Origin of the sequence: Kitasatospora sp. NPDC004799 (assembly GCF_040609095.1) — a bacterium.
Lineage (GTDB): Bacteria > Actinomycetota > Actinomycetes > Streptomycetales > Streptomycetaceae > Kitasatospora.
Window position 1 is genome coordinate 1 of record NZ_JBEXJK010000172.1, and the last position, 16,582, is coordinate 16,582.

Below are 16,582 nucleotides of genomic sequence, written 5' to 3' on the forward strand. Positions count from 1 at the left end.
GGTGTACGGCGGCAGGTCGGCGTACGAGCCGTCCGGCAGCAGGGTGCGCACCGGGTTGACCACCGCGTCCCGGTACGGCGGGCGGGCCAGCGGACGACCTCGCGCACGCCGGACGGGCGGGGGCCGGCGGACCGGGCCGTGGACGGGCAGAGGACGGCCGCGCAGCGGGCGGTCGGGCGGGCTGCGGACGGGCGGTCGCCGTGCGGGCGAACGGCGACCGGGCGGGGGCCGGTCGGGGCGGGGGTGGTCATCGGACGGCTCCTCGGACGGCTCCGGTGAGGTCGCGGCGCTCCCCGGCGTGCCAGCCGTAGTCGAGGCCGGCGACGTGGAAGGCGTTGGCGAGCACCGGCCGGCTGCCGGCCAGCGGGCCGTGGTCGAAGAAGGTGAGCCGGGGCACCTCGACGGCCACCGGGACCGGGTCCCAGTGGGCGCGGGTGGCCTTGACCACGATCATCGAGCGGGTCTGCGGCTCGTACTCGAAGGTGTAGGGCAGCGGGCCGGCGAAGCGGCGCGCGGCCCGGGCGTCCGCGAACGGGCTGCCCGCCGGGAGGGCGGCGGGGGCGCCGCCGAGGTCGGCGCGCACGTGCAGGTCGGCGCGGCCGTCGCCGCTGACCACTTTGAACTCCAGGGTGTCGCCGACCACCCGGGTGCCGATCCGGGCGTGCCGGTAGTGGTAGCGGGAGAAGGCGTTGCCGCCGAGCGCCATCATCCGGCTGTCGGTGTCGGAGCGCAGGATGCGCAGGCCGCGCATGGTGCGGCCGCCGGGGGTCGGGAAGCGGGTGAAGACCCGGTAGCCGGTCAGGATGAAGTCCCGGCCGAGGCGGGCGGGCAGCGCGGCCGGCCGCAGCGCCCGGGTGTCCACGACGGCGGCGGCGACGAAGCCATGCTCGGTGCCGTCGGGGTCGGTGTAGGTGTCCAGGGCGAGGCCGGGCGGCACCAGCGGGGTGAGCAGCCGGGGCGGCAGGGCGTAGGTGAGGACGAGCGAGTGCGCGAAGTGGGTGCGCATCGCGAAGGGGTGGCGTTGCAGCAGGTGTCGCACGGTCGACTCCGTGTCTGGTGCGGGGGTTCGGAGCGTGACGGGGCAGCACGGGACCGCCCTGCGCCGCAGGCCGCGGTGGGGTGTTCTCGCGCGTCCTCATCATGGCGCACGACTTTGAACGCGTTCAACTCGGGGTTGGGGAGCCGTCCGCGGACCGCCTCGGGCCCGGAGGGGCGCGTTCCGCACGGCGAGCGGGCGCGCGGACTCCTGGGGGGCGTCGTTCTCCGGACGAACCACCCGGAACCGCTCCCTGCTCCCCCCGCACGAGTGGTTTCGTCCTCCGGGCCGGCCCCGCGAGCCGCCGGGAGACGGATGATCCGTCCCAAGGCCGTACGGTGGCGGCCCGGGAAGGACGGAACGGGACGATGAGCACGACGCGACGGACGCTGCTGGGCGCGGCGCTGGCCACCCCGCTGCTGGGGTGGCTCACCGGGTCGGCGGCCGGTGCCGTCGACGACGACGGCGACCGCTCCGGACGGCTGGGCACGCTCTCCGACGGCTGGGTGGAGGTGCACTGGACACCGGCGGCCCAGGCCCAGCTGGACCGCTTCCACGCGACGGTGGACGTCGTGGCCCCGGCGCGCCTGGTGCCGGACGAGTGGGGCCCGGCGGTCCGCCTGCCGATCCGCTCGGCCCAGGGGGACCCGTCCCTCGCGAACCTGCCGAAGGCCCACGGCGACGGGACGCTGGAGGGCGGGGTCTGCGTCCGCACCTCCCAGGGCGACTACCGGGTGGTGAACCTGGCCGGCGCGATCCGGGACGGCCTGGCCTCCGGCCGGTGCGAGGTCGGCGGGGCCGAGATGGGGCACCGCTCGGCCTTCCACTGCGGCCTGGCGGAGGGGAAGCTGACGGCCCAGCCGGTGCCGGCCGGGCAGCCGATGAAGGTCCGGCTCAGCGGGGTGCCGCTGCGCCCCACCCAGGAGGCGGTGGACGCCTACACCGCGAACTACGGCGCGCACCCGGTCACCGTGGACACCGTGCTGGCGTACGTCACGGCGGAGGGGACGTACACCCCTCCCCCGGCGGCGCAGGGGTAGGCCGCCGGGACTGCTGGGGGTGCTGGACCGGCTGGGACCGCCCGGCCTGGCGGGGCTGCTGCGGTTGCCGGGACTGCTGCGGCTGCTGCGGCTTCCGGGTCTGGGCGGGCACCCCGCCGCCGAAGCGGCGCTCGCGGGCCGCGTAGGCCCGGACCGCCTCGCGCAGCCGGGCCAGGTCGTAGTCGGGCCACGGCGTCGGGTCGAACAGCAGCTCGGCGTAGGCGAGGTGCCAGGGCAGGAAGTTGCTGATCCGCTGCTCCCCCGAGGTGCGGATCAGCAGGTCGACGTCCGGGAGGTCCGGGAGGTACAGGTGCCGGGCGAGGTCGGCCGGGCCGATCGCCTCCGGACGGATCCCGCCGGCCACCGCCTCCGCCGCCAGGCTCCGCGCCGCGGCGGCCAGTTCCTCCCGTCCGCCGTAGTCCACGCAGACCGTCAGGGTCAGCGTGCCGTTGTTCGACGTCAGGCTCTCCACCAGCGCGATCGAGGAGGCCAGCGACTCGTCCACCCGGTCCCGCCGGCCGCACCAGCGGATCCGTACACCGAGCGCGTGCAGCCCCTCCGCACCGCGGGTGAGGCCGTCGGCCAGCGCGTCGAACAGCGCGGTCAGCTCCTCCGGCGGGCGGCCCCAGTTCTCGGTGGAGAACGCGTACAGGCTCAGGTGCCGGACGCCCAGCCGCAGCGCCGCGTTGACCAGGCGCAGCGCGGCCCGCTGCCCGGCCCGGTGGCCGTGCTCGGCGGGCAGTCGCCGGGCCTCGGCCCACCGGCGGTTGCCGTCCATGATCACGGCGACGTGGGCGGGCGCGCCCTCCGGCGGCTCGGACCGGGCGCGTGGGCGGAGCGTCATGCCGTCGGGGCTCAGCGGTGTGAGGCCCTCGGCCAGGACGCGCGAGCGCACCAGCGTCACTTCGTCGTCCTGGAGCTGGGCGCCGAGCAGCAGGGTGTGCAGGAACGGGCGGCAACCGGGGGCGGCGAGCCAGGTGGCGGGCAGGGCCTGCTCCAACAGCCGGTGCAGCTGCGCCTGTTGGCGCTCGACCAGCTCGTCCAGGGCGGCCCGGTCGGCCCGGTCGGCCCGGTGGTGGTGCCGGTGGTCCTTCCGGCTCAGGTCGGCGGTGGTCAGGCCGAGCCGGCGCAGCTCCTCCTGCGGCAGGTAGCAGCGGCCGGCCGCGAGGTCGAGCGGGAGGTCCTCCAGGATGTCGGCCAGTTGGCAGGCCTCCCCCAGCGCGGACAGCGCGCCCGCCGCTCGCCGACCGCGTGCCCCCAGCAGCGGGGCCCACAGCTCGGTGATCGTCCCCGCGACGCCCCGCAGGTGGCGGCGCTGGTCCGCCCGGGTCTCGAAGGCGGGCGGGCGGGCGGCGTCGGCCAGGGTGGCGTCCAGGAACTCCTCGACCAGCGCCGGGTCCAGCTCCCAGCGGCGCACGGTGTCCACAAACGCCCGGCGCAGCGGGTGCCCGCTGCGGCCGGCCGCCAGCTCGGCCAGGGTGTCGGCCCGCCAGCGGGCGAACCGGCGCTGCCGCTCGGCGGGGTCGGCGTCGCCTGCGTGCGCATCGCCCGCGTCGGCGTCGTTGTCGTCCGCGTCGTTGCCGTCCGCGTCGCCGGCGTCCGTGTCGGCGATCCGGTCGGACCGGGAGGCGAAGGCGTTGACGGCGTGGACGTGCGGCCGCACCTCCAGCGGCAGCGTGTCGCCGATCGCCCGCAGCGGGGCCAGGTGGGCGGCCACCTCCTGCTCGCAGAGCCGGTACGACTCCGCCAGCTCCGCCGCGCCGTCCCCCGCCATGGCCGCTCCCCTCCCCGCCCCGCGCCTCCGTCGACACCCCGCACGCCGGGCCGCCGTCGCCCCCGCCCCCTGGTCAACGAGTCGGCGGCGGAGAGGTGGCGATCCGGGCGGCGGCCGCCGACGGGCCCGGACCGCCCCGCCGGACCGTCGAACTCCCGCCCCGGGCCCCGCCGTGGCCGACAGAAACTCAGCCGAGGTCGGCCGGGGACTCCACCACCACGCCGTACAGGTCGCCGATCGTGGCCAGCGCGGCGCGGTGCACCTGGGCGGCCGTCAGCTCGGTGCCCGCCGACGTCAGCGGCCGGGTGGCACAGGCCGCGGCCACCACCGTCGGGCGGTTGCCGCGCAGGAAGGCGCCGGCCGCGGTGAAGGCGACGCACATGTGGGTCATGAACCCGGCGAGGACGAGGTCCTGGTGGCCGGCCGCGTCGACCAGTTCGCCCAGGTCGGTGCCGACGAAGGCGTCCGGGGCCCGCTTGACCACCACCCGCTCGCCCTCGGCCGGCGCCACGCTCGGGTGGATCCGCCCGATCTCGGCCCGGATGTCGTACGGGGTGCCCTCGCCGCCGTCGTTGACCACGTGGATCACCGTGGCGCCGGCCGCCCGGGCCCGGGCGAGCAGGTCGGCGCCGGCGTCCAGTGCCTCCTGCCAGCCCGCCAGCTCCATCACGCCGCGCACGTAGGTGTTCTGGTAGTCGATCATGATCAGGGTCGCGTCACCGAGCACGGCCGGCTGCTCGTCGAGGCCGTTGAGGGTGCGCAGGGTGGTCGTGGGCACGGGGTACCGCCTTCACGGTCGGGGGTCGGGGAACTCGCGGGTCGCACCTGGTGCGGCCGGCGCTCTGAACGCTACGGGCGGCGTTCGGATGGCGGCAATGTCGCCTAACATGCAGATTCCGACATCGAGGGAGGGGCCGGACCCGTGACCGCGCAGGCCGTGCAGCGGCTGATCGTCATCGTGCTGTTCGAGGGCGTCGACCTGCTCGACGTGACCGGCCCGCCCGAGGTGTTCTCCCTGGTCCGCCGGGAGACCGACGACGCCACCGGCTACCGGGTGGTGCTCGCCGCCGAGACGACGGAGCCGGTCACCACCGCGGCGGGCGTGCGCGTCCTGCCGGACCTCACCTTCGACGAGGCCGCCCGGAGCCGGATCGACACCCTGCTGGTGCCCGGCTCGGTCGAGGTGGACGACCGCCGCCGGGTCCGCGCGCTGGCCGACCCCGCGGTCGTCGACCGGGTCCGCACCCTGGCCGCCCGCTCGCGCCGGGTGGCCAGCGTCTGCGTCGGCGCCCACCTGCTCGCCGCCGCCGGACTGCTGGACGGGCGGCGCGCCACCACCCACTGGTCCACGGCCGGCCAACTCGCCGACGAGCACCCGGAGATCGAGGTCGACGCGGACCCGATCTTCATCCGCGAGAGCGAGGTCTGGACGGGCGCGGGCATCAGCGCCTGCCTGGACCTGTCGCTCGCCCTGGTCGCCGAGGACTTCGGCGAGGAGCTGGCGCTGCGGGTCGCCCGCCAGCTCGTCATGTACCTCAAACGCCCCAGCGGCCAGAGCCAGTTCAGCGTCCCGCTGGAGCCCGTGTCGACCACCCGGCGGATCGAGGAGCTGCGCCACCACATCCTGCGCAACCTCGCCGGCCGGCTCACCGTCCCGGACCTCGCGGCCCACGCCCACGTCAGCGAGCGGCAGTTGACCCGGATCTTCAAGACCGAGCTGGGCACCACCCCGAGCGCCTACGTCGAGTCGGCCCGGGTGGAACTCGCCCGCCACCAGCTGGAGTCCACCGACGCGACGCTCGAACGCATCGCCACCGCCTGCGGGTTCGGCACCACCGACACCCTGGTGCGTGCCTTCCGCCGCCGCCTCGGCACCACCCCGACCGACTACCGGCAGCGGTTCCGGACCACGGGGGTCGCTGAACGCCCCGCCCGGTGAGCGCGGCGCGGCCTGCGCCCGTTCCCGCCTGCGCCCGTTCCCGCCTGCGCCCGTTCCCGTCTACGCCCGTTCCCGTCTACGCCCGTTTCCGTCTACGCCCGTTCCTGCTGCGCCGCCCGCCAGGCCTCCCAGGCCACCAGCGGCGCGAGGTACGACCAGCGGCGCGAGCCGTCCGGGCAGGTGCCGCCCTCGACCAGTTCGGAGACCGTCCGGCGGGTGAACGGCACCCAGACGGCCATGTCGTGCTCGAAGGTGCTGTGGCAGGCCTCCCGGCGGCGGTCGATCTCGGCCGCGTCGAGCCGGGACCGGACGGTGGCCACCAGGTTGTAGCAGGAGGCCGGTTCGCTCCAGCCCAGCCAGGTGATCACCGTCGGCCCGACGTCCTCCGGCAGCAGCCCCAACTCCTCCTCCAGCGCCCGCCGGACCAGACCGTAGAAGTCCTCGGCGGCGCCCGGCTCGTCGCGGTACTTCATCGTCTCGTTGATCCCGACCGTCCACTGCGCCGGGAAGGTGTTGACCGCCAGCGAGCGGCGGAGCAGCAGCAGCCGGCCCAGCCGGTCCCGCACCGCGACGCAGGCGCTGACCATCGTGGGCGGCGCGACGGCCACGAAGCTCGTCAGCCCCTCGTCCAGCGCCGCGCGCAGCAGCCGGGCCACCTCCGGGTCCTCCCGGCCCAGCCGGGTGGTGGCCATGCACTCCGCGTAGTCGCTCTCGGCGATGTCCACCTCGCAGACCCGCGCGCCGCCGTGCTCGCCGTGATCGACCGTCAGCCGCGAGATGTACGCCGTCCGGCCCGCCGCACCGGCCGCCCGCTGGCGCGCCACCTCGTCGGCCCAGCCGACCGCGTCCAGCACGTGCGGGCGTTCCACCCGTCCGTGGTGCGCCGTCACCAGCGTGTTCGGCGTCAGCGGCCGGGTCGCCGACCAGGTGATCAGCGGCGCCAGCCCGTCCGCCCGCACGTCGTGCGCCCGGGCCGCGGCCGTCAGGCTCGCCCGCCGGACGCGCGGCACCGGCAGCCGGGATCCGAGCCGCGAACTGCCGTACTTGGCGAAGTCGTACACCATGTTGGTCAGCACTCCGAGCAGCAGGGCCCCACCGATCCCCAGCAGCCACTCCACCCCGGTCCCCCCACTTCCGCGATCGACCGGCCCATTGTGGAGCCGCCCCCGCCGCCGGGGGAAGGCCCGCAGGCCGCGGGCCGGTTCCGGCGCCGGTGCTAGGGTGACCGAAAAGTCGGATCGGTAAGTCGGATCGGTAAGTCGGCTCGGACGCTCGGGGGCGCTGAACAGTCGTGCGGACGTCCAGGATTGCCGCGTCCACGGTCCGGTCGACCGTCCGCTCCGCCGTCGCCGGCGCCACGCCCCGCTCGCGCCCGCGCTCCACCGCCCGCGCCGCGGTGCGCCGTTCCCCCGCCGCCGCCGGCTACCTCCTGCGCTGCCTCGGCACCGGGATGGCCGCACTGGTCGGGCTCGGCCTGCTGCTCGTGGTGCTCGCCCTCTGCCCGGTCGGCGTCGGCCTGCCGCTGCTCCGGCCGGCCCTGCGACTGCTGCGCCGCGGCGCCGAGTTCCACCGGCGGCTGGTCGGCCGGCGGCTGGGCGGCGACCGGCCGCGCACCCCGTACGGCGAGCGGGTGTCCGTGCGCGATCCGGCCGTCCGCCGGGACCTGGTGTGGCTGCTCGCCCACGGCACCGCCGGAACCCTGCTGTGCGCAGCCGCCCTCACCCTGTGCAGCCACGCCCTCAACTGGCTGACGGCGCCGGTGTGGTGGCGACTGCTGCCGGACGAGGAGCGCGGACGGATCATCCTGCTGACCGTCGACTCGTGGCCAGTGGCCCTCGCGGCGGCGGCCGGTGGGGTCGGCTACGTCGCGGTCGCCCTGGCCGTGCTGGCGCCCGCCGCCGACCTGCACGCCCGGGTCTCCCGCCGACTGCTGGTCGCCCGGCCCCGCGCCTCGCTCGCCCGGCGCGTCCAGGAGCTGACCACCAGCCGGTCCGAGGCGCTGGACGCCCATGCCGCCGAACTGCGCCGGATCGAGCGGGACTTGCACGACGGCGCCCAGGCCAACCTGGTGGCCGTCTCGCTCCGGCTCGGCATGATCCGCCGCGCGCTCGACCAACGCCCCGAGCAGGCGGCCGAGTTGGTGGACTCCACCCAACGCGTCGCCGAGCAGGCCCTGGAGTCGCTGCGCGCCCTGGTGCGCGGCATCCACCCGCCGCTGCTCGCCGACCGCGGCCTCGCCGAGGCCGTACGGTCGCTCGCCGACCGCTGCGCCGTGCCCACCCGGGTTTCGCTGGACGCACCCGAGGCAGCCACCCGGCCGTCCGCCGAGCCGCCGCGGGCACCGGCCGCCGCCGAGGCCGCGGCCTACTTCGTGGTCTCCGAGGCGCTCGCCAACGTCGCCCGGCACAGCGGCGCCCGCACCGCCCTGGTCCGGCTGCGGATCACCGCCGCCGCCGTCGCCGTCCGGGTCGAGGACGACGGCCGGGGCGGCGCCGTCGAGGGCGCCGGGAGCGGGCTGCCCGGCCTGCGCCGCCGGGTCGCCGCGTTCGACGGCACCACCCGCCTGTCCAGCCCGCCCGGGGGCCCGACCATCCTGGAGGTGGAGATCCCGTGCGGATCCTGATCGCCGAGGACAACGCCCTGCTCCGCGAGGGCCTGGTCCTGCTGCTGCACAGCGAGGGGCACGAGGTCTGCGCGACTGTCGAGCACGGCGACGACCTGCTGCCCGCCCTGCTGGACCACCGGCCCGACGTCGCCGTGGTCGACGTCCGGCTGCCGCCGGACTTCCGCGACGAGGGCCTGCGCGCCGCCGTCGAGGCCCGCCGCCGACTGCCCGCGCTGCCCGTCCTGATCCTCTCCCAGTACGTCGAACGCACCTACGCCGCCGAGCTGCTGGCCCAGAGCGCCGCCGGCGTCGGCTACCTGCTCAAGGACCGGGTCGGCCACGCCGAGGAGTTCCTCCAGGCCCTGCGACGCGTCGCCGAGGGCGGCACTGCGATGGACCCGGAGGTCATCTCCCAGCTGATGGCCCACCGGAGCGGCCCCGACCCGCTGGCCGCCCTCACCCCGCGCGAGCGCGAGGTGCTCGCCCTGATGGCCGAGGGCCACAACAACCCGACCATCGCCCGGCTCCTCTTCCTCGCCGAGAGCTCGGTGAACAAGCACATCGGCAGCATCTTCGGCAAGCTCGGCATGCCCACCCCCGACACCGGCCACCGCCGCGTCCGCGCCGTCCTCACCTACCTCCGCGCCCGCACGGACGGCTGACCCCCGCCGTCGGTCGGGGGATGCCTCCGAGACCGGGCGCCGGACGGAACCGGATCGAGCCGCTGCCGCCCGGACGGCGGCAGCGGCTCGGCGCCGACGGCTCATCGCCGCGACTGCCGCCGTCAGGCGCGGATGCGGCGGAAGGCGGCGAGCAGCAGGAGGGCCGTGAGGGTGAGCAGGATGCCGGCCTCCACCAGTTGGATGGGGAGGAGGTGGTCGGCTGGGTGGAAGCGGGCCCAGGAGGCGGTGGCGGCCTCGCAGCTGGGAACGGTGTGGAAGGAGAAGAGGCAGGTGTCCGTGCTGGCGCGGGTGCCGTCGGGCAGGACGATGCCGCGGCCGAGGAGCCAGGCGTTGGTGGGCTGGGGGGTGCCCACGGCGGCGACCTGGTCCACGATCGGGTAGAGGTACGGGCGGGCCCAGCGGACGAGGCCGTGGGCGGCGGCGACGAGGGCGCCGGTGAGGAACATCGCGGGCACGAGGCGGCGGACGAGTTGGCCGACCAGGACGCCGAGGCCCAGGGCGAACAGGGACCAGGCGATCGGGGCGAGGCCCAGGGCCGGGTAGGTGAAGAACTGGAACGGCGGGTCGAAGGCGTACGGGCCGTGCACGATGTCCGTCCACCACACCCAGGTCATCAGCACGGCGAGCACCCCGCTGGCGGCGAGGACGGCGAGGCCGGGGACGGCGAGGCGGACGGCCAGCCAGCGGATCGGGCTGACGGACTGGGCCCGGATCAGGCGGATGGTGCCGCGTTCGTACTCCTGGGCCAGCAGCGGGGCGCCGACGAACACGCCGATCAGCAGCGGGACGGCGGTGACGGCGGGCTGGAGGACCTGGACGAACCAGAAGGTCGGGGAGTGGATCGGTTCGTAGACGGTCCAGCAGCCGGCGTCGGACCGGGCTTCGGGGCTGTCGCAGCCGGTCCGCTGCAGCTCGTCCACGATGCGGCGGCAGAGGACGTGGATCCAGAGGAGGTCGGCCACCGCCACGAGCAGCAGTGCCCCCAGGACCAGGAGGACGACTCTGTTCTGACGGAGTGTCAGCCAGAGCAGCCCGCGCAGGCCGGGGGTGGCGGCGGCGGTCGGAGCGGTGGCGCGGTCGGGCAGGACGGTCGTGCTCATGCGGCCACCTCGTGCGAGTCGTTCGGGTCGTGCGGGTCACGCGGGTCACGCGGGTCGGCGGGTGCGCGGAGATAGCCGAGCAGCAGCTCCTCCAGGCTCGGCCGCTCGCTCTCCCACTCCCCGTCCACCGGCTCGCCGGTGCGGACCAGGGCGATCGCCCGGCGGCCGCTGACCCGCCGCTCGATCACCGACCCGGCGGTCGGCGGGGCGCCCTGGGCGGCCGGCCCGGTGAGCAGCCGGTGCCCGTCGAGGATCTCCTCCAGGTCTCCGGCCAGCCGGACGCGTCCGCGCTGGACGAGCAGCAAGTGGTCGATGACGCCGTCCAGTTCGGGGAGGATGTGCGAGGACAGCACGATGCTGGTGCCGCGCTCGGCGGCGACCGACATCAGGGTGCCCATCAGCTGGTGCCGGGCGAGCGGGTCGAGGTCGGACATCGGTTCGTCGAGCAGCAGCAGGTCGGGGAGCTTGCCGAGGGCGAGCGCGAGGCAGACCCGGGTGCGCTGGCCGCCGGAGAGCGAGCCGATCCGCGCCCTGGGGCTCAACTCGCCCTGGTCGGCGATCTGCCGGGCCAGCGCCTCGTCCCACACCGGGTTGAGCTCACGGCCCATCCGCAGCGTCTCGGCGACGGTGAGGCCCGGGTAGAGCGGCTTGTCCTGCGGCACGTAGGCGACCCGGGCGCGCAGCTCGGGCGCCCCGGCCGGGACGCCGAGGATCCGCAACTGCCCCTCGGTGGCCTTGAGTTGGCCTGCGGCGAGGGAGAGCAGAGTGCTCTTGCCCGCGCCGTTGGGGCCCACCACGCCGCAGATCCGCCCGGCCGGGACGGTGACGTCGCAGCCGCGCAGGGCCCAGCCGCTCCGGTAGTTCCTGCCGAGGCCTTCGGCCTCCAGGGCCGGCGCCTGCCCGGCCTCCGGCAGCGGCGCCGACGCGGGCGCCGTGGTCGTCGGGTCGTCCACCCGGTCCCCCCACTGTTCTCGGTTCGGTGTTGCCGGGGAGTCTCGGTCCCCGGTGTCGAGGTACGCGGCCCCGGTGCCGAGGCCTCAGGCCCCCGCCGTCGAGGACTCGGGCCCGTTGGCGGGGCCCGCGACCCCGGTGTCGAGGACTCAGCCGTCGGAGCCGGAGACCCCGGTGTCGAAGCGCTGCTCCAGGACGGACGCCATCAGCGCGGCGATGTCCTCGCGCTCCAGCCCGGCCCCCCGGGCCCGGTCCACCCACCCGACCAGGTCCGCGCGCAGCGGCCCGTCCGCCGCCGCCTCCGGCCGGGCGAGCGAGCGCCGGACGAAGGTGCCGAGCCCCGGGCGGGGCTCGACCAGCCCTTCGCGTTCGAGTTCGCGATAGGCCTTCAGCACGGTGTTGGGGTTGATCGCGGTCAGTTCGACCACTTCACGGGCGGTCGGCAGCTTGTCCCCGGGCTGCAGCAGCCCGAGCCGCAGGGCCTGCTTGGTCTGCTGCACGATCTGCTGGTACGTGGAGACGCCGCTGCGCCGCTCGATGCGGTACTCGATCACCCGCGCTTCGGCCTTTCACTAGTTCAATAGTGGAATGGTGGCCCACGGCGGCGCGTGGGTCAAGCCGGACCCGGGGGTCCCGTGCCGAACGTCAGGGGCGCTGCAGCAGGAGCAGGCCGTCCTGCTCGACCAGTCCCCGGTAGCCGCGCTCCCGGTAGCCGGCCAGCATCCGGGCGGTGTCGGCGGTGGCGCACGGGGCCTGCACGCTCGGGTCGCGCAGGTCGACGGCCACCCACTGCGGGCCGGGCCCCACCGGCGCCCGGCACACCAGGGTGACCTCCGCCCGGCCGGTCAGCTGGGCCGCCAGCCGGTTGGAGGCGGCCACGGTGGCGCCGTCGGGTATCCGGTGGAGCAGCGCCCGGGTCTCGGTGAGCCGGGGCGGGGTGCGCCAGGCCTCGGGCATCACCACCTCGTGCAGCGGGTAGAGCGGCAGCGTCACGGCGGTCACCAGGGCGCTGACGGCGAGCGCGCGCCCGGCCCGCCGCGCGTCCACCCGGCGGAGGACGTCGACCAGGGCCGCGAGCACGATCGGCATCAGCACCGCGCTGTAGTGGTAACTGACGCCCCAGTAGTGCGGGTTGGCGGAGGCCAACCGCCAGGCGAGGGTGGGCACGCAGAGCAGCACGAGCGGGGAGCGCAGGCCGAGGAACCCGGCGGTGGCGGCCAGCAGGAACAGCAGCAGCCACTTGACCGGCGGCCACGCGAGCCGCAGCGGCAGCGACCAGGGCGAGGGCCGCCCGCCGCCGTCCAGCTGCTGCCAGTAGTCGAAGCCCCCGCTCGGGTTGAACGCCGGCAGCACGACGAGCACGGTGAGCGCGGTCGCGGCGAGGCCGACGGCGGCGAGGGCGAGCCCGGGCAGCGGGCTGCGCCGCCGCTCCCGCCGGGCCTGCCAGGCGATCAGGGCGCCGACGGCGGCCACCGTCAGCCCCAGGTCCTCCTTGACCAGCAGCAGCGGCAGCGACCAGAGCGCGGCGGCGAGCGGCCGGCGCCGGCCGAGTGCGGTGGCCGCGAAGGCGAGCAGCGGGACGGCGAAGGCGATCTCGTGGAAGTCGTCGGCCGCCGCCCGGACGATCCCCCAGGAGGCGCCGGTGGCGCAGCCGACGAGCAGCGCCACCCGCGGCCCGGCCACCTCGTGGGCCCAGCGGGTCAGCGGGACGACGGCCAGTGCCATCAGCAGCGCCTGGGCGACGACGAGGGTGAGCGGGCTCGGGAAGGCCCGGTAGGCGGGGGCGAGGACGGCGATCAGCGGGTGGAAGTGGTCGCCGAGCAGGTGGTAGCCGGGCCCCTTGAGCGGCACGACCGGCGCCTGCCCGTGGGCGTACGCCCGGACGGCCTGCTCGAAGATCCCCAGGTCGTAGGCCTTGGTGAGGCCGCGCCGGTGGCGGTTGACGCCGACGCAGGCGTAGAGCGCGGCGAACCCCGCCGCCAGGCCCCAGGCGAGCACGGCGGGGCGGCGGGCGAAGGGCTTCGCTCTCCGGACGACCAGTGCGAGCACGGCGGCGGGTGCGGGGTCGGCGGCCAGTGCGAGCACGGCGGCGGGTGCGGGGCTGACGGAGGGTGCGGGGTCGGCGGAGAGTGCGGGGTCGGCGGAGGGCGCGGGGTCGGCGGAGGGCGCGGGTCGCGCGACCCTCCCGGACCGCGCGGGCGGGGAGACGGAAGCGGGCATCGGCAAAGTACCCTTTCACTATTCGATTAGTGGAAGGGTGGTGGAAGCCCGAGCAGCCGTCAAACCCGGCCGGCCGACGCCGACCGGGCCTCCGGGCTGCCCGAAAGACCCCGAAACCGCGCCCCGGCCGGGAGTCCGAGAAGCCTCGGGCCGCCCGCTTGACCCTGCCGCTGCGTCAGGGTTGGACGCTTGCCGCATGACGAACGAGAGCACCACCTCCACCCCGCTCCACCCCCCGATCGGCACCTTCCAGGAGGTCGACGGCCGCCGCCTCCACCTGCACCGGCAGGGCAGCGGCGGGCCCGCCGTCGTCCTGCTGCCCGGCGCCAGCGCGATCGGCCTGGACTACTTCGGCGTCCAGCAGGGCGTCGCGCAATTCACCACCGCCGTGGTGTACGACCGCGCCGGCACCGGCTTCAGCGACGACGCCCCGCTGCCGCGCACCGCCGCCGAGGTCGCCACCGAACTGCACGAACTGCTGCACGCCCAGGCCGTCCCCGGCCCGTACGTCCTGGTCGCGCACTCGCTCGGCGGCGCCTACGCCCACCGGTTCGCGCAGCTGTACCCGCAGGACGTGGCCGGGCTGGTCTGGCTGGACGCCTTCCACCGGGACTGGGACGCGTACATGCCCCCCGAGGCGAGCCTGGCCGCCACCCAGCGGCTGTCGCCCACCGAGGAGCAGCTGCGGCAGTCGCTCCCGGGCATCCGCCGGATGTGCGAGGAGCTCCTCACGGACTTCCCGGCGGACCTCCGGGACGCGCTGGTCGAGTACCACGTGAGCGAGCGCTGGATCCACGCCGGCATGGCCGAGCGCGCCTCGATGCCCGACCTGGCCGTGGAGCTGCGGGCCGGGGCGGACCTGCCCGACGTCCCGCTGATCGCGGTCACCCCGCTGGGCGTCGATCCCGGCCAGCTGGAGGTGATGGGCGCGGAGCTCCTCCAGGCGATGCACGACGGCAAGACCCGGCTGTACGCGGACATGGTGGACCGGGTCTCCGACGGCGAGCAGCGCATCCTCTCCGACACCGGGCACAGCCAGGTCGTCTTCGAGCGCGTGGACGCCGTCGTCCAGGCGATCCGCAACGTCGTGGAGGACGCCGTGGAGAAGGCGGGCTGCGACGGCGCGGGCCAGGAGGACCCGGCCTAGACTTCGGTCCCGGACCCCTCACGGAACAGGAGCGGAACAGTGCTCACGATCGGTCAACTCGCGGCGACCGCCGGCGTCACCGTGCGCACCGTCCGCCACTACCACCAGGTCGGGCTGCTGCCCGAGCCCGAGCGCGACGCCTCCGGCTACCGCCGGTACAGCGCGCAGGCCGCGGTGGACCTCATCCGGATCCGGACGCTCGCGGACGCCGGGGTGCCGCTGGCCCGGATCGACGAGCTGCTCCGAGCGCGGCCGGAGGAGTTCGCCGCCGCCGTCACCGAACTCGACGCCGAGCTGGCCCGCCGGATCGACCGACTCGCCGAGCACCGCCGCCGGATCGCCGACCTGGCGAGCGGCGAGCGGCTCGCCCTGCCGCCCGAGGTGGTCGCCATCCTGGACCGGATGCGCGCGCTCGGGGTGAGCGAACGGTCCGTCCTGCTCGAGCGCGACACCTGGATCCTGCTGCAGACCCTGGACCCGGAGGCCATGCGGCAGGGCGTCCGGGACAAGAACGCCAGCTTCGACGACCCCGAGACGATGCGGCTGTTCCTCCTCTGCGACCAGTCGCTCGACTGGGAACCGGACGATCCGCGGGTGGACCGGCTGATCGACGACCTAGACGCCTGGGAGATCGCCCACGGGCGGGACAGCAGCCGGCCGGGGAACCAGGCGGTGATCCTCTCCCGGATCGCCGAGGCCTCGCCGACCTGGCAGCGCATCCTCGACGCGGTCGTGCACCGCGCCAAGCAGCGCCGCCTCGCGGAGGAGCGCCGGACGGCCGGGCCGGACCGGAAGCGTTGACGTCGGATTCACGCCAGCCCAACCCCCGGTCCGTTTGGTGGACTTCGGGTCACGTACCCACCACCCACCGACAGGACCACCGGCATGCCGACCGGCACCACCCGCCACCCCGCTCCGACCGATCCGACCGCTCCGACCGCTCCGAAGCACCCCACCCCGACGCCGTCCGACCCGAAGCCCCCCGCCCCGACGCCGCCCGCCCGGGCCGGCGGCACCCTCGCCGTGCTCGCCGTGACGACCGGCGTGTTCTCCATCGTCACCACCGAGATCCTGCCGATCGGCCTGCTGACCCCGATCGGCGCCACCTTCCGGATCTCCGACGGCACGGCCGGGCTGATGATGACCCTGCCGGGCATCGTCGCCGCAGTGGCCGCGCCCGTGGTGACCGTCGCGACCAGGCGCGCGGACCGGCGGACCATGCTCTGCGCGCTGCTGCTGGTCCTGACCCTGGCGGACCTGCTCAGCGCGTTCGCCCCCGCCTACTGGGCGGTGCTCACCGCCCGGGTCGCCCTCGGCCTGGTCATCGGGGCGTTCTGGTCGATCGGGTCCGGACTCGCCCCGCGCCTCGTCCCGGAGCATCAGCGGGCCCGGGCCAACACGGTGATCTTCTCGGCCGTCCCGCTCGGCTCGGTGCTCGGCGTGCCGGCCGGGGTGTTCCTCGGCTCCCTGGCCGGATGGCGGGCCGCCTTCCTCGCGATGGCCGCGCTGACCCTGCTCGCCCTGGCCGCCCTGCTGCGGTCCCTGCCGCCGCTGCCCCCGCTGACCGCCACCGGGCTGGGCGTGCTGCGCGGCCTGCTGGCCGGCCGGGGCACCCGGACCGGCATCGCGGTGACCTTCCTGATCGTGGTGGCCCACTTCGGCAGCTACACCTACGTCACACCGTTCCTGGCCGGAACCACCCACGCCGGCACCGGCCTGATCACCGCCCTGCTGCTCGCCTACGGCGCCGCCGGGCTGCTCGGCAACGTCCTGGCCGGCGGCCGGGCGGCCGGCGCGCTGCGGCCGGTGTGGTCACCTGGAACACCCTGTGGGACCGCTACGACGCCGACCGGATCGCCACCGCCCGGCGCCGCCCGCTGCTGCTCGCCGCGCTGGAGGCCGCCGACGCCGACGTGATCGCGCTCCAGGAGGTCGAGCCCGCCCTGGTCGCCCTGCTGCTGGCGGCCCGCTGGGTCCGCGCCGGGTACACCCTCGGCGCCGACCCGCTCGGGCCGGAGGTCGCCGACCACGGCCTGCTGCTGCTCAGCCGGCTGCCGGTGCTCGCGGCCGGGCGGCACGCGCTGGGC

General features: G+C 75.7%; 16 protein-coding genes. 8 read left to right on the forward strand and 8 right to left on the reverse strand.

Features of this window, described 5'->3' with window-relative positions:
- Positions 1 to 247: 247 nt before the first annotated feature.
- A complete protein-coding gene (locus ABZW03_RS21715) occupies positions 248 to 1,039 on the reverse strand; it encodes a DUF2071 domain-containing protein (RefSeq protein ID WP_355260586.1) in 792 nt (263 codons plus the stop codon).
- A gap of 365 nt (positions 1,040 to 1,404) precedes the next feature.
- Between ABZW03_RS21715 and ABZW03_RS21720 the strand changes: the two genes are divergently transcribed.
- On the forward strand, positions 1,405 to 2,076 hold the full coding sequence (locus tag ABZW03_RS21720; protein ID WP_355260589.1) for a hypothetical protein: 672 nt from the start codon (positions 1,405 to 1,407) through the stop codon (positions 2,074 to 2,076).
- Here ABZW03_RS21720 and uppS read toward each other — a convergent pair.
- Together uppS and ABZW03_RS21730 are read right to left on the reverse strand one after the other, a co-directional pair.
- Positions 2,030 to 3,850: a polyprenyl diphosphate synthase gene (gene uppS / locus ABZW03_RS21725; protein ID WP_355260592.1), complete on the reverse strand. Its 1,821-nt coding sequence runs from the start codon at positions 3,848 to 3,850 to the stop codon at positions 2,030 to 2,032. The two genes, ABZW03_RS21720 and uppS, sit on opposite strands and share 47 nt — an antisense overlap.
- A gap of 187 nt (positions 3,851 to 4,037) precedes the next feature.
- The gene (locus tag ABZW03_RS21730; RefSeq protein ID WP_355260594.1) at positions 4,038 to 4,628 is read right to left on the reverse strand and encodes an isochorismatase family protein; all 591 of its coding nucleotides are present in this window, start codon (positions 4,626 to 4,628) and stop codon (positions 4,038 to 4,040) included.
- A gap of 144 nt (positions 4,629 to 4,772) precedes the next feature.
- On the opposite strand from ABZW03_RS21730, the gene ABZW03_RS21735 reads away from it, so the two are divergent.
- Positions 4,773 to 5,789, forward strand: coding sequence for a helix-turn-helix domain-containing protein (locus ABZW03_RS21735; RefSeq protein ID WP_355260597.1), 1,017 nt, complete (start codon positions 4,773 to 4,775; stop codon positions 5,787 to 5,789).
- A 92-nt stretch (positions 5,790 to 5,881) separates the two neighbouring features.
- On the opposite strand, the gene ABZW03_RS21740 is transcribed toward ABZW03_RS21735, so the two are convergent.
- Positions 5,882 to 6,907 (reverse strand): hypothetical protein, encoded by a 1,026-nt coding sequence (locus tag ABZW03_RS21740; protein WP_355260600.1) that lies wholly within the window; start codon positions 6,905 to 6,907, stop codon positions 5,882 to 5,884.
- A gap of 173 nt (positions 6,908 to 7,080) precedes the next feature.
- On the opposite strand from ABZW03_RS21740, the gene ABZW03_RS21745 reads away from it, so the two are divergent.
- Positions 7,081 to 8,412, forward strand: a complete 1,332-nt coding sequence (locus tag ABZW03_RS21745; RefSeq protein ID WP_355260602.1) for a sensor domain-containing protein — start codon at positions 7,081 to 7,083, stop codon at positions 8,410 to 8,412.
- Positions 8,400 to 9,056 (forward strand): response regulator transcription factor, encoded by a 657-nt coding sequence (locus ABZW03_RS21750; RefSeq protein ID WP_355260605.1) that lies wholly within the window; start codon positions 8,400 to 8,402, stop codon positions 9,054 to 9,056. Before ABZW03_RS21745 ends, ABZW03_RS21750 begins: the two co-directional genes overlap by 13 nt.
- A gap of 122 nt (positions 9,057 to 9,178) precedes the next feature.
- Here the strand turns inward: ABZW03_RS21750 and ABZW03_RS21755 are convergent, their stop codons facing one another.
- The 4 genes from ABZW03_RS21755 to ABZW03_RS21770 all read right to left on the reverse strand — a co-directional run bounded on the left by ABZW03_RS21755 (position 9,179) and on the right by ABZW03_RS21770 (position 13,348).
- Positions 9,179 to 10,177, reverse strand: coding sequence for a hypothetical protein (locus ABZW03_RS21755; protein WP_355260608.1), 999 nt, complete (start codon positions 10,175 to 10,177; stop codon positions 9,179 to 9,181).
- Complete coding sequence (locus ABZW03_RS21760) at positions 10,174 to 11,130, reverse strand: ABC transporter ATP-binding protein (RefSeq protein ID WP_355260611.1); 957 nt, start codon at positions 11,128 to 11,130, stop codon at positions 10,174 to 10,176. The genes ABZW03_RS21755 and ABZW03_RS21760 overlap by 4 nt, the downstream gene beginning before the upstream one ends.
- Positions 11,131 to 11,277: 147 nt before the next feature.
- Positions 11,278 to 11,682: a GntR family transcriptional regulator gene (locus ABZW03_RS21765; protein ID WP_355260614.1), complete on the reverse strand. Its 405-nt coding sequence runs from the start codon at positions 11,680 to 11,682 to the stop codon at positions 11,278 to 11,280.
- Between the two features lie 91 nt (positions 11,683 to 11,773).
- A complete protein-coding gene (locus tag ABZW03_RS21770; protein ID WP_355260617.1) occupies positions 11,774 to 13,348 on the reverse strand; it encodes a DUF2079 domain-containing protein in 1,575 nt (524 codons plus the stop codon).
- A gap of 196 nt (positions 13,349 to 13,544) precedes the next feature.
- Between ABZW03_RS21770 and ABZW03_RS21775 the strand changes: the two genes are divergently transcribed.
- From ABZW03_RS21775 to ABZW03_RS21790, 4 genes are all read left to right on the forward strand, one after another.
- On the forward strand, positions 13,545 to 14,495 hold the full coding sequence (locus ABZW03_RS21775; RefSeq protein WP_355260620.1) for an alpha/beta hydrolase: 951 nt from the start codon (positions 13,545 to 13,547) through the stop codon (positions 14,493 to 14,495).
- 39 nt (positions 14,496 to 14,534) lie between these two features.
- Positions 14,535 to 15,296 carry a MerR family transcriptional regulator gene (locus ABZW03_RS21780; protein WP_355260623.1) on the forward strand — a complete coding sequence of 254 codons (762 nt, stop codon included), beginning with the start codon at positions 14,535 to 14,537 and terminating at the stop codon, positions 15,294 to 15,296.
- An 84-nt stretch (positions 15,297 to 15,380) separates the two neighbouring features.
- Positions 15,381 to 16,412 (forward strand): MFS transporter, encoded by a 1,032-nt coding sequence (locus tag ABZW03_RS21785; protein ID WP_355260626.1) that lies wholly within the window; start codon positions 15,381 to 15,383, stop codon positions 16,410 to 16,412.
- Positions 16,304 to 16,582, forward strand: a 279-nt coding sequence (locus ABZW03_RS21790) for an endonuclease/exonuclease/phosphatase family protein (RefSeq protein WP_355260629.1), incomplete at its 3' end; no start/stop codon positions are given. The genes ABZW03_RS21785 and ABZW03_RS21790, both read left to right, overlap by 109 nt.